Here is a 12,976-nt window from a genome sequence, read left to right as displayed (position 1 = left end):
TAAAAAATTTATTTAAAATTTCATAATTTGGCAAGTTCTTAAGGGTCAATCCACTTCCCATCATCCTTAATAAGTTGAATTAAAGCATTAACCCCCTCGTCTTCAGGTACTCTTTTTATCTCTTCTTTCCTTCTATATAAAGCAATTGTTCCTTTACCTTTCCCAACATAACCATAATCAGCATCTGCCATTTCTCCTGGCCCATTTACGATACATCCCATTATTGCTATATCTAAACCAGTTAAATGTGAAGTGGCATTTCTAACTTTGTCTACTACTTCTTCTAGATTAAAAAGAGTTCTCCCACAACTAGGGCAACTTATATATTCAACCATCGTTTTTCTTAATCCTAAAGACTGCAAAATTGAATAGCACACTGGAATTTCCTTCTCAGGAGCTTCTGTTAAAGAAACTCTAATGGTATCTCCCAATCCCTCTGCTAGAAGCGTTCCGATTCCGGCAGTACTTTTAATCCTTCCATAATCACCATCTCCAGCTTCCGTCACTCCTAAATGCAATGGATAATTATATCCTTCTGAGTCAAGTCTATCTGCAATCATCCTGTAGGCTGCCATCATCACTGGAGCCCTAGAGGCTTTCATAGAAATTATTATATTATGAAAATCAAGCTCATCACAAATTTTGACGAACTCCATCGCAGATTCTGTCATTCCCAATGGAGTATCTCCATAAGTAAAAAGCATTCTCTCAGATAGAGAACCATGATTAACTCCAATCCTTAGAGCTTTGTTCTCAGCCTTTAAAACTTCTACTAAAGGGGTAAATCTTTTAAGTATTGTTTGTTTAATAGTTTCAAATTCCTCATCGGTATATTCAGTTCTTGTAGGGTCTGATTTCTCAAATACAAATAATCCAGGATTAATTCTTACTTTATCAACATGTTTTGCAACCTCCATTGCAATTTTCATACCATTATGATGAACATCAGCTACTAAGGGAGTGTTGATATTATTTCCCAATAATTTTTCTTTAATATCTCCTACGGCTTTTGCATGTGCTAGAGATGGAACAGTTAATCTCACTATTTCACAACCCACATCATGTAGCCTTTTGATAGCTAAGTAAGCATTTTCGACATCCATAGTATCTTCATTTATCATCGATTGAACTCTTACTGGATAATCACTTCCAATAGCTATATCACCAACCATTACTGTTCTAGTTATCCTCCTCTCAATATGAGTTGAATATCTTTTGGAGAGACTATTAACCTCTTTTGATTGAGTTAATGACATTAAAATTCTTGATATTCAAAAAGGATTTACTAAATTATAAGGCATACAGTTTACCACTTACATTCTCTAGGTCTTTTAAAGTTAGATGATAAGGTTTATTGATTTCTTTTGAAGGAAATCTCAACAAATAAGATGGATGAAAAATTACCATAATTTGCCTCCCATCTTTTTTAATCCATTGACCTCTTAAATTACTTATAGGATCTTTAACTTCTAAAATAGCTCTCATAGCAGTCGAACCAGTAAGTAATATAAATTTTGGATCAACTAGCTTTATTTGCTGTAATAACCAAGGTTTATGAATATTAATTTCTCTAGCAGTGGGTTTTCTATTATTTGGTGGACGACATTTAATTACATTACAAAAATAAACATCCTCCTTATAGTCAATCCCCGCTTTTATCAATAATGAGTTTAATAACTTACCAGATTTACCTACATAAGGTTTTCCTTCTAAGTCTTCCTGTGCTCCAGGTGCCTCACCAATTATTAACAAATCTGCAAATACACTTCCTCTCCCTATAACTAACCTTTTCACAAAAAATAAAACTTTAAATATTTTTTATCTTAAGAACTCAAAACATGAAAATAAAATAGATTAAGAAAATGAACTAAATTAAACCATTCTGTGATACTTTTACTTATTCTTAATTTATGCATTTGTCATTATTAAAAGCCATATTTGAAAAGCAATAAAGCGATGAGTAAAGTTAATTTATCGGAACGGGCACTTTCAATTGAGCCTTCACTTACACTGCAGATAAGTGCCAAAGCAAATCAATTAGCATCAGAAGGAGCAGATATTTGCAATTTAAGCGCTGGAGAACCTGATTTTAATGCCCCAAAAGAAGTTATAGATGCCACTAGCAAAGCTATATTCGATGGATTTACAAAGTATGGGCCCGCAGCTGGTAATCTAGATCTTCGAAAAGCAATTGCCAATAAACTTCAAATTCAAAACAACTTAAATATTGAATTTGAAAATGTAATGGTCACAAATGGAGCTAAACAAGCAATATATAATCTTTTCCAAGTTTTATTAAATGCTGGAGACGAAGTTATCATACCTGCTCCATACTGGTTAAGTTATCCCCAGATGGTTAGGTTGGCTGGTGGAAACCCAATCTATACAAATTCTTCTGCTGTAGATGGATTTAAAATAAATATAAAAGATTTGAAGTCTAAAATCTCTTCAAAAACTAAATTTATTATTATCAATTCTCCCAATAACCCAACTGGGAGAGTGATGTCAAAGGAAGAGTTATTGGAAATTGTTGACATAGTAAGAGAGAATCCGAATATCAATATTCTTTCTGATGAGATTTACGAACTAATCCTTAAAAAAGAATTTAAACACTACAGTTTATCTACACTAGCAAATGACTTAAAAGATAGGATTTTTATAATAAATGGGTTTGCGAAAGGATGGGCTATGACTGGCTGGAGGATAGGTTATTTAGTAGGTCCCAAAGATGTAATCAAAGCATCCTCAGCATTACAAAGTCAAAGTACAAGTAATGTTTGTTCTTTTGTTCAAAAAGGTGCTTTAGAGGCTTTAAAAATTAATAATGAGTTTTTCTCAATGATAAATAGCCATTATGATCAAAGAAGAAGTCTTCTCTATGAGGGCCTTAAGAATATAAATGGGATATATATTGAAGAACCTAATGGAGCATTTTACGCATTTCCAAGATTACCTAACTCCTCAATTACTTCTGTTGATTTCTGCAACAAAGTTCTTCAAGATTACGGATTAGTTGTTGTACCTGGAAAAGCTTTTGGAGCTGACGAATGTATAAGAATGTCTTGTGCAGCTTCAGAGATTAAAATAAAAGATGGACTAGAGAGGCTTGAAAAAGCAATCTCTGAATACTATTAAAATAACTAAATGTATGTTTAATTTAAAAAATATCCTACTAAGTTCATCTCTATTATTTTCTATTTTTACATCACCTGTATTTTCAAATCCCAAAGTTTTAAAAGTTGGAGCAATACCTGATCAAAACCAAGATGTTTTGGACAAAAGATTTAATTTATTTTCAAAAGAATTATCCAAACAACTTGATGTAGAAGTTAAATACATTCCTATTATTAATTATGTTGCAGCAGTAACTGGTTTTAGAACTAAAGATTTAGATTTAGTTTGGTTTGGCGGTTTATCAGGAGTTCAAGCAAGATTACAAACTCCTAATTCAATTGTAATAGCTCAAAGAGATATCGATAAGGAATTTAAAAGTGTTTTTATAGTAAACAAAAATTTAGAACTTAACTCAATTTCAAACATTAAAGGACTTAAAAAACTAAAGAATTTAAGATTTACTTTTGGCTCTGAAAACTCAACGTCTGGAAGATTAATGCCAGAATATTTCTTAAATCAAGCAGGGTTAGAAATTAAAGACTTTAAAGGAAAAAAAGCAGGTTTTAGTGGGAGTCATGATGCCACAATAGCTTTGGTTAATAGTGGGGCATTTGATGCTGGAGCTTTAAATAAACAAGTTTGGGAAAACAATCTTAAAAATAATCCCAAAAGAACAAGTAATTTAGAATTATTCTGGATCACCCCAGAATATGTTGATTATCATTGGTTGGCTCAAGGGGATCTTGAAAATAGATTCTGGGAAGGGTTTACAAAACAACTTAAATCAGTAATTCTAAATTTAGACATAAAGCAAAAATCACATAAACAGATATTAGATATGTTCAATGCAAAAAGATTTATTAATGCAGAAGCAAAACAGTATAAAAATATAGAGGATATCGGGAGGAAATTAAATAAAATTAGATGAATAATACTCTCTTAGAATTAAAAAATATATCTTATAATTACAAAAATAATCTGATTCTAAATAAAGTAAATTTAAAAATAAATTCAGGGGATAAAATTGCACTTTTAGGTAAAAGCGGTTCAGGTAAAACTACTCTTATATCAGTGCTTAATGGCACTATCAAGCCAACTCAAGGTGAGGTTAAATTATTCAATAAAAGTTTCGAGCAATTAGATAGAAAGCAGAAACGCAAGATAACAACTATTTGGCAAGATTTAAGATTAATAGAAGATCTCTCAGCAGAACAAAATGTTAATTGTGGACTACTAGCCGAAAACAATTTTTATTTCGCTTTTAAAAATTTGCTAAATATAAGTTCTTTTAAGAAGGCGCATAAATATATGCAATTATGTAGACTTGATAACTCTATTTACAACAAAAAAATCAGAAGCCTATCAGGGGGGCAAAAACAAAGGGTAGCTATAGCTAGATCATTAATTCAAGGATCAAATATATTACTTGCAGATGAGCCTTTTAATAATTTAGATCCCAAATTGATAACAACAATTAAAAACCTGCTGCTAGAAAATGTAGATCAAAATACAAAAAAATCCTCAAAGACAACATTAGTTGCATTACATAGATTAGATTTGCTGAATGATTTCGATAAAGTTATTGGAATAAGGAGTGGTAAAATTTTTTTTAACATTAAAAGAACTAACTTAAATAAGCTTCATTTAGACAAAATATATTAATTAGTTGAATAAATTAAAATTAAACTATACCTCATTATCTTTTCTTCCAATTTTGGTTTGCATACCTCTAGGGTATCAATTAATAACCAATATTCATTTTGGAGGATTTAAATTATTCCAAGAATTCTTAATTTCTGCATTTAATCCCAAGATCGATAATGAAATTATTATTACCGCAATTAATCGATTAAATCAAACTTTCTTAATTGGTTTTTTTAGTTGGTTAGTAAGTATTATTTTTGGGGCAATTTTTGGAATATTATCCTCAAATATTTTTTATAAAATCTTTAATATTCCAAAATTTTTCTATAGCATGATAAGGTTTTTTCTAACAATAATTAGATCTATTCATGAAGTGGTTTGGGGAATACTATTAATGCAAATATATGGCATAAATTTTTCAATAGGAATAATAGCTATATGTATTCCTTATATTGCTGTAAATTCAAAAGTTTTTGCTGAACAATTAGAAACTATTAACTACAAAAGTTTTGAATCTATAAATCAAATAAATGCGCATAAATTTTCTTCTTTATTAACTTTAATATGGAATCCAATAATAAATACATTTAAAAACTTTGGTTTATATCGATTAGAGTGTTCAATAAGAAGTACGGTGATTTTAGGACTTTTTGGGATTGGAGGAATAGGTACTAGTATTTTTTTATCTTTCCAAACTTTGAATTTTAGAGAGTTATGGACTTATTTATGGTCCTTAGCAATTTTAATAATTCTTTCTGGAGTAATATACAAAAAAATAAAATTTAACAATACAAATAAAATCCTATCTATTTTTTTTATTGTAGTTTTTTTTATAACAATTTTATTTTCTTTTTTTTATTTTCTTTTTTTTATTTTTAATAATAATTTTGAAAATTTTAATTCTGTTAGTTCTCTATTTAAATCAAGCTCAAATTTTGGATTATTTGATTTCTTAAAACTTATATTCGATACAATAATTTTAAGTCTTTTATCAACAGGAATCGCAATTAGTTTGCCTCCATTAGTAATAGGAATTTTTAACAACAATACTTCTAAAATTTTTATAAAAATTTTTGCATTTTTATTACGTTTAATACCCATACCTGTAATACTTCTAACTCTATTAACTTTTAATAATCCTTCTTTATCTTTAGCAGCTTTAACATTAGGTCTTCACAACGCTGGCATTACAAGCAAATTACTTTTTACAAATCTAGATAGCCAAGATAAGAGAAATTATATTGCAATGAGATCTTTAGGAATCTCAAAAAACACTAGTTGGCTTTTAGGTTTATTTTCTCAACAAGCAAAAAGTTATTTAGCATATTGCGCTTATAGATCTGACATAATTATTAGAGAAACTGCAATTGTTGGGGTTATTGGAGGTGTTGGTCTAGGTTGGCAATTGCAAGAATCACTAAGTTCCTTCGCATGGCAAGAAGTTACCATAGTTTTGATAGCTTATAGCTCCATCGCAATAGTTGGTGAATTAATAAATGGTAAAATCAAAAATAGTTTAACTTAATTTATAAGAATAATTTGTTGAATCAAGTAATTATTTTTTCCGGTTATAGTGATTAGTTTACCAAAACAGCTAGTTGTAATTGGAGATAGCTCAGTTTATGGATGGGGAGATAATGAAGGTGGCGGATGGTGTGAGAGGCTTAGAAAAGATTGGTGCAATAATCAAAATGGGCCAATAATTTATCAACTTGGCGTAAGGGGAGATGGGATAGAAAAAGTTTCATCTAGATGGGAAAAAGAATGGTCATCTAGAGGAGAAACGAGAAGAAATAAACCTAAAGCAATCTTGCTAAATGTTGGTCTTAACGACACTGCAGCAATTGGTCAGAAAAACGGAAGACATCAATTAGATATAGAGGGATTTGAATATGGATTAGAGAGACTAATTCATGAAATGAACTCTCAAACAAATGTCTTTGTTATTGGACTGACACCAGTTAACGAAAGCAAAATGCCGTTCGCAGGATGTCTATGGTACTCAAATGATTTTTGTAATTCTTATGAAAGGAGAATGGAGGAAGTATGCCTCAATCAGAATGTCCCATTTCTTCCTACTTTTAGAGAAATGTATTCTGATAAAAGGAGTAAAAATTGGATTACGAATGATGGAATTCATCTAAATTCGGAAGGTCATTTCTGGATTTTTCAAAGACTGAAGAGCTGGGAGATTCTTACAAAATGGAAGGAATCCTAAGTCTTTTCAAAATTTTTTAATTTAAAAAATATGAATATAAAATAATAGCAACGATAGCAAAAACGGAAGCAATACTTGTCTGAATAGCATTTACCAATTCATTACTTAATTTATATTTATTTTGAAATTTAGCACCAATAATACTTTCAGTAAGTGTTGCTAAAAATCCCGAGACTGCAACACTTATGAAGTGGAATTTTGTAGTAACAATTGATAGACGGAGCATTATAAAAGCCATAAATATTGATCCCAAGATACTAGCTAATGTTCCTTCTAAACTTATTCCTCCTTCAGTTCCTCTCTCAACCTTTTTAAGTGAAGTAATTAAAAATGTATCTTTCCCAAATCTTTTTCCAATTTCACTCCCAAAAGTATCCGCCAACTTTGCTGAAAAACTTGCAGCAAAACCTACTTTAAACAAAACTTCGTTGGCAAAATTAAATTTAGTCATCAAAGCAAAAAATAATCCTGTAGCTGCAGAGCCCCATACATTTTCAGGTCCTCTTCTCCCACCTCTTTTTTCAGCTATTCCTTGTTCTTTTTTAAATTTATAGCCTATTTTAGTTACGAGAGATCCAAATAATAAATAAATCACAACTGACATCCAACCCTGCCAAGAAAAACATCCCCACAAAATTGTGCCTAAAATACCTGCACTTATCCAACCCTCTTTTGTCATTAAAGGAATCTTGCAGAAAATATAAATCAAAATAAAATTAATACAAAAACCTATAAAAAATTGATTTGTAATCAAACTCATTTTCATCTAATTAATTAATTTCAAATCAATTCTCCACTGATTTAGAATTGATGATGCGTTAATACTAGCTGTTGAAGTTCTTAAGATAGTGTCAGAGAGTTTAACAAAGGAATTATTGTTTTTATTAAAAAAATCAATTTCTTTAGAGGACCAACCTCCTTCTGGGCCAATTACATTCCAGAAAATACCTCCTTTTTTATTTACAAATTCTTGCTGTTTTCTTAACCATTGATTTAAGTCATAACTAGTATCTTCTCTAGTTATGGAAATTGAAACTCTTTCTTGATTATCTCTACTTTTTAGCCATTCAATAATATCCATACCATTTAAAATAGATGGTTTCCATAATCTCTCACTTTGCTCAACTGCTTCTTTGATAATTGAATTCCATCTCAAAAGTTTTCTAGTAAAATTTAAATTTTTGTTTACCTGTCTTTCTGAAAATAATGGTTGTATAAAATCAATTCCTATCTCAGTACACATTTTTAAAATATCCTCAAAACCACTTTTTGGAATAACAACAGCTATTCCTAATAAGTAAATCTCTTGTGCTTGAAATAAGTAAGGTTTTTTTAATTGACTTATCTCTAAACAATCATTTTTAACTTTTATAGCTTTCCATAATGAACCCTCTCCGTTAGCTAAAAATATTTCTTTACCATTTTTTATCCTCATTACTTTATTTATGTAATGAGCCTCTTCATTAGTCAGTTCTAAATTATTGTTCTTAATATTTTCAATTCTTTCTTGGGAAATAATTAATCTTGTTAAATCTTCCATCTAAAATACTTAATCTTTGAAAACTAAATCTTCATGTTCTTCAATAGCCCAATCATTATTTTCACCACCAATAATTAACTCTTCAATTTTTACATAATTATTTGATATCTCATTCAAAGAATTAATTAATATATCTATTGAAAGGGAGTCTGATGTCCCAAAATCAACCCAACATCTTCCCCATAGATTTTGATATTCCATAATTCCTAAATTATGCATTAAGGCTGGTAGAGATTCGTTTTTTTGGTCATTATCGTAGGACATCCAACTTAGATCGGAACCCTCTTCATGAGTTTGCAAATTTTGAGCATTAAAGCCCCCTAACCTTCCTAAAACATACCAACTATCAAAAACACCATCTAAATAATTTTTCTCATTTTGAGTTGGTGATTCTGAAAACCTTACCCATATCCAACAATTAAAAGGATCAATTTCTCTAAAAATAATATTCATATTGACTAATAGCTTTTTAGATCTATAGCTATTATAAGTAAGTTATTACTAGATTAAAATTCATAACTATAACTTAATTAATAATGCTTGATTTAAAAGAAATATCTTATCAACCTCAAACTGGTGAAAGAAAAATAATAGACAATCTAAATTTAAAAGTTCATGAAAATGAAATAATTTTAATTTGCGGCAATAGTGGTTCTGGTAAAACAACCCTACTCGAAATAATAAGCGGATTAACAAATCCACAAAAAGGAAAAATTACTTGGAAGAATAAAATTTTATCTTCTAGGCAAAGAAGATGGTTTTGTGGAGTAGTATTCCAATTTCCTGAAAGATACTTTATTGGTACAACTATTGGAAACGAATTAAAAATAGGCCATAAATCTTTAAGAGAAAAAAATATAGAAATAGTTTTAAATAAGGTCGGTCTGAAAAAAATAAACCTGACCCAACCACCAGAACAGCTTAGTGGTGGAGAACAAAGAAGATTAGCTGTAGCAGTTCAGCTACTAAGAAATCCCTCAGTTCTTTTACTTGATGAACCAACTGCTGGATTAGACTGGTCAATGAGAAATGATGTAAAGAATTTAATTCTTGATCTAAAAAATAAAAATACAATTATTATTGTTACCCATGAACCTGCCTTATTTGAGGGAATTCCCTCTAGGATGTTACTTCTGGAGAAAGGTAAAATCAAAAACTTTTGAAAGAAAATTATGAACGATAGGATAGTTAGGGCTACTGCCGCAAATGGTGGAATAAGATTAGTTGCGGTCTTAACAACAGAATCTTCTTTAGAAGCTAAAGAAAGGCACGGTCTTTCTTATTTAACCACCTGTATCTTAGGAAGAGCATTTAGTGCTTCTCTGCTTTTGGCAAGTTCGATGAAGATAATTCATGGAAGAGTTACTTTAAGAGTTAGATCTGACGGACCTTTAAGGGGATTGCTAGTTGATGCAGGTAGAGACGGGAAAGTTAGGGGTTATGTAGGTAATCCTGATTTAGAATTGGATCTTGTCAAAATAGATAATAATAAATATTCTTTTGATTTCACAAAAGCATTAGGTACAGGATATTTAAATGTTATTAGAGATAGTGGATTTGGAGAACCCTTTACAAGTACTGTTGAATTAGTAAATGGGAATATTGCTGAAGACTTAGCTTCATATTTGTATCATTCAGAACAAACTCCTTCAGCTGTATTTATTGGAGAAAAAATCCAAAATAAAAGTGTTATTTGTAGTGGTGGCTTATTAGCTCAAGTTTTACCAAAAAAAGGCACTGACCCTTTACTAGTCTCACTGCTTGAAGAAAGATGTAAAGAAATTAATTCTTTCAGCGAAGACCTATTCCAGTCAAAAGATAATCTTCTTTCATTAATAAGAAATATATTTCCCGATATTGACGATAAATCAATATCTGAAAAAGCTCGTTCCCAAGAAGTTAATTTTAAATGCAAGTGTTCCAAACAAAGAAGTTTAAATGCAATGAAAATGCTTGATAAGAGCGAATTGGAAGACATCCTAAAGAAAGATGGTAAAGCAGAATTGGTTTGTGAATTTTGTAAGAATAAATATCTCATAAATTATGAGGAAATTAAATCGATGATAGAAAGTTAATTATAAGAAAATTACACCCAGCCATAAAATAACCATTGCGGGAAAACTTTGAATTTTTTGTATTGATAAAGAATCGTTTGATATTTCCTGAATGAAAGAATTAGTTTCAAGTAATCCGCCGAATATTAATCCTATTGAAAGAAAAGTAACACTCCATCCTAGAGAACCTATAAATCTTTTCCCCGATTTAATTTGAGTATAAGTAAGAATTAATGTTGAGATAGATAGCAAAAGTCTATTATTCGAATCTGGGCTGATAAACAACAAAATCAAAAATAATAGTCCAACAGATATTTTTATTGAAAGGTTATCAAACGAGGGGGGGGTTATTTTTGGAAGACTATATTGACTCGAGTTATTAGAGTTATTATTTAAGTTTTTTATCTTAGAAAGCAGTGGGAAATTATTATTGTTAAGTTGATTAATTTGTTTTTCTTTTTTTGAAGCACTCACAGCTTCATAACTTACATTTCCTGATTGTCTGGCTTTCAAACTCCCCATAAGTAATTCATCAAAGGAAGATTCTATTTTTGCTTTTAATATCAAATCTTCACCAGCCTCTTTAACTTTAATGTCTCTGGCCTTCTGAATATCCTCAAAAGCAGCGCCTTCTTCTACACCTAAAATTTCATAAGGTGTTTTGTCACTATTGTTTTTACTACTGTTTGAGTCCAAAATTTTTTACCAATACTAACAGATTAACCAATTCTATAATCCATTAAGGCTTTATAAAACAATTGGTTCTACTCCACTAACAACAGGAGCAACTTTGTTTAAATTTAAGTGATTATTATCTTCAATAAATTGATTTAGATTCCACTCGTTTTTAAAAAGAATAACTGGTCTATTCCAACAATCTTTAACTATTTTACAATTGAAGACTCTGCCAAGTTTTTCAATAGATGGCCATCCATCAGAAACCCATCTAGCTAACTGATATGGCATTGATTCAAGAATTGAATCAACACCATATTCACTTTTTAACCTATGAGTTACTACTTCCAACTGTAATTGACCAACAGCTGCAAGTATAGGATCTCTTTTGCTCTCATCAAAGTCATAAAGAATCTGAACAGCACCCTCTTCACGAAGTTCATTCACACCTTTTCTAAAGTTTTTAAATGCTGAAGGATTTGGATTTCTTAACCAGCTGAATATTTCAGGACTAAAAGATGGTATGCCCTCGTATTCTAGATGAGCACCTGTGTAAAGAGTATCTCCAATAGAAAACATTCCTGGATTATTTAAGCCAATAACATCACCAGGATAGGCATCATCAACAACTTCTCTATCTTGCCCAAATATTTTTTGTGGTCTTGACAATCTAATTGTTTTGCCAGTTCTGGAATGTTTAACTGACATATCCTTTTCAAATTTTCCACTACAAACTCTTATAAAAGCAACCCTATCTCTGTGCTTTGGGTCCATGTTTGCTTGCAGCTTAAAAACAAACCCACTAAATTCATTGCTTGCAGGTTCAATATCACCTTTATTACTATTTCTTGAAGTTGGTTTTTGAGCCATTTTTAGAAAACTATCTAAAAATGGTCTTACACCAAAATTAGTCATGGCAGATCCAAAGAAAACTGGAGTCAAAGAGCCATTAAAAACTTTTTCTTTTTCAAATTTAGATCCTGCCTCATCAAGAACCTCCAATTCTTCGAGAGAGATCTCAAGTAACTCTCTCTCTACATATTTTGATAGTTCTTTATCATCAAGACTTAATTTCTTCTCATTCGATTGTTTTCCTCTTAAGGCTTTATCAAATAAAATCACCTCTCTTGAAAATCTATCTATAACTCCTCTAAATTCCTCGCCACTCCCAATTGGCCAGTTAATAGGTAAAGTATTTAATCCAAGTTCTGATTCAATTTCATCAAGTAAAGAGAATGGCTCTCTTCCCGGTCTATCCATTTTATTTATGAAAGTAAATATTGGTATTTTTCGCATCTTGCAAACTTCAAACAATTTTCTAGTTTGGGGTTCTAGTCCTTTAGCAGCATCTTCTAACATAACTGCATTATCAGCAGCAGCTAATGTTCTATATGTATCTTCAGAGAAATCTTGGTGGCCTGGCGTATCTAATAGATTAATTACTGATCTTTCATATTCAAATTGCAATACAGTCGATGTAATTGAAATACCTCTTTGTTTCTCAAGTTCCATCCAGTCTGAAGTGGCTTTTCTCTGATTGCCCCTAGCCTTTACTGCTCCTGCCTGTTGAATTGCACCTCCATACAAAAGAAGCTTCTCAGTAAGAGTCGTTTTCCCAGCATCTGGATGTGAGATAATTGCAAAATTTCTTCTTTTATTTACCGCATCCAGAATATCTTTATTATTTATAATTTTAGTACCTAAGCTCATTTATCTAATATAAAGTCCTTA

General features: G+C 30.8%; 14 protein-coding genes. 7 read left to right on the top strand and 7 right to left on the bottom strand.

The features are described from left to right. Positions 1-38: 38 nt before the first annotated feature. Both ispG and EU96_RS07460 read right to left on the bottom strand, forming a co-directional pair. Positions 39-1,256 carry a (E)-4-hydroxy-3-methylbut-2-enyl-diphosphate synthase gene (ispG, locus tag EU96_RS07455; protein ID WP_032525950.1) on the bottom strand — a complete coding sequence of 406 codons (1,218 nt, stop codon included), beginning with the start codon at positions 1,254-1,256 and terminating at the stop codon, positions 39-41. A gap of 34 nt (positions 1,257-1,290) precedes the next feature. After that, entirely contained in the window at positions 1,291-1,794 is a 504-nt protein-coding gene (locus EU96_RS07460) for a uracil-DNA glycosylase (RefSeq protein ID WP_032525949.1), read from the bottom strand. A 162-nt stretch (positions 1,795-1,956) separates the two neighbouring features. On the opposite strand from EU96_RS07460, the gene EU96_RS07465 reads away from it, so the two are divergent. Genes EU96_RS07465 through EU96_RS07485 form a run of 5 tightly spaced genes read left to right on the top strand, consistent with a single transcriptional unit; the run spans position 1,957 to position 6,976 of the window. Further along, positions 1,957-3,135: a pyridoxal phosphate-dependent aminotransferase gene (locus EU96_RS07465; protein WP_032525948.1), complete on the top strand. Its 1,179-nt coding sequence runs from the start codon at positions 1,957-1,959 to the stop codon at positions 3,133-3,135. 13 nt (positions 3,136-3,148) lie between these two features. After that, positions 3,149-4,042, top strand: a complete 894-nt coding sequence (locus EU96_RS07470; RefSeq protein ID WP_032526226.1) for a putative selenate ABC transporter substrate-binding protein — start codon at positions 3,149-3,151, stop codon at positions 4,040-4,042. Continuing rightward, positions 4,039-4,776: an ATP-binding cassette domain-containing protein gene (locus tag EU96_RS07475; protein WP_032525947.1), complete on the top strand. Its 738-nt coding sequence runs from the start codon at positions 4,039-4,041 to the stop codon at positions 4,774-4,776. Before EU96_RS07470 ends, EU96_RS07475 begins: the two co-directional genes overlap by 4 nt. 4 nt (positions 4,777-4,780) lie before the next feature. Then, the gene (locus EU96_RS07480; RefSeq protein WP_032525946.1) at positions 4,781-6,283 is read left to right on the top strand and encodes a hypothetical protein; all 1,503 of its coding nucleotides are present in this window, start codon (positions 4,781-4,783) and stop codon (positions 6,281-6,283) included. A 48-nt stretch (positions 6,284-6,331) separates the two neighbouring features. Continuing rightward, positions 6,332-6,976 carry a GDSL-type esterase/lipase family protein gene (locus tag EU96_RS07485; RefSeq protein WP_032525945.1) on the top strand — a complete coding sequence of 215 codons (645 nt, stop codon included), beginning with the start codon at positions 6,332-6,334 and terminating at the stop codon, positions 6,974-6,976. 16 nt (positions 6,977-6,992) lie between these two features. Here EU96_RS07485 and EU96_RS07490 read toward each other — a convergent pair whose 3' ends face one another. Genes EU96_RS07490 through EU96_RS07500 form a run of 3 tightly spaced genes read right to left on the bottom strand, consistent with a single transcriptional unit; the run spans position 6,993 to position 8,969 of the window. Beyond that, positions 6,993-7,736, bottom strand: a complete 744-nt coding sequence (locus tag EU96_RS07490; protein WP_032526225.1) for a TIGR00297 family protein — start codon at positions 7,734-7,736, stop codon at positions 6,993-6,995. A 6-nt stretch (positions 7,737-7,742) separates the two neighbouring features. After that, entirely contained in the window at positions 7,743-8,516 is a 774-nt protein-coding gene (locus tag EU96_RS07495; protein ID WP_032525944.1) for a 16S rRNA (uracil(1498)-N(3))-methyltransferase, read from the bottom strand. A 9-nt stretch (positions 8,517-8,525) separates the two neighbouring features. Further along, the gene (locus EU96_RS07500) at positions 8,526-8,969 is read right to left on the bottom strand and encodes a DUF3531 family protein (protein WP_032525943.1); all 444 of its coding nucleotides are present in this window, start codon (positions 8,967-8,969) and stop codon (positions 8,526-8,528) included. An 83-nt stretch (positions 8,970-9,052) separates the two neighbouring features. Here EU96_RS07500 and EU96_RS07505 point away from each other — a divergent pair, with 83 nt between their 5' ends. Together EU96_RS07505 and hslO are read left to right on the top strand one after the other, a co-directional pair. Further along, positions 9,053-9,679, top strand: a complete 627-nt coding sequence (locus tag EU96_RS07505) for an ABC transporter ATP-binding protein (protein WP_032525941.1) — start codon at positions 9,053-9,055, stop codon at positions 9,677-9,679. 9 nt (positions 9,680-9,688) lie between these two features. Further along, a complete protein-coding gene (gene hslO, locus EU96_RS07510) occupies positions 9,689-10,591 on the top strand; it encodes an Hsp33 family molecular chaperone HslO (protein ID WP_032525940.1) in 903 nt (300 codons plus the stop codon). Here hslO and EU96_RS07515 read toward each other — a convergent pair whose 3' ends face one another. Both EU96_RS07515 and EU96_RS07520 read right to left on the bottom strand, forming a co-directional pair. Continuing rightward, positions 10,592-11,266: a CPP1-like family protein gene (locus tag EU96_RS07515; RefSeq protein WP_032525938.1), complete on the bottom strand. Its 675-nt coding sequence runs from the start codon at positions 11,264-11,266 to the stop codon at positions 10,592-10,594. 51 nt (positions 11,267-11,317) lie between these two features. Beyond that, entirely contained in the window at positions 11,318-12,955 is a 1,638-nt protein-coding gene (locus EU96_RS07520; protein WP_032525937.1) for a peptide chain release factor 3, read from the bottom strand. Positions 12,956-12,976 lie beyond the last annotated feature (21 nt).

Source organism: Prochlorococcus marinus str. MIT 9302, from assembly GCF_000759975.1.
GTDB classification, from domain to species: Bacteria; Cyanobacteriota; Cyanobacteriia; order PCC-6307; family Cyanobiaceae; genus Prochlorococcus_A; species Prochlorococcus_A marinus_M.
Note: the sequence above shows the minus strand (reverse complement) of the source record. Positions and strands in the feature narration are given on the sequence as shown.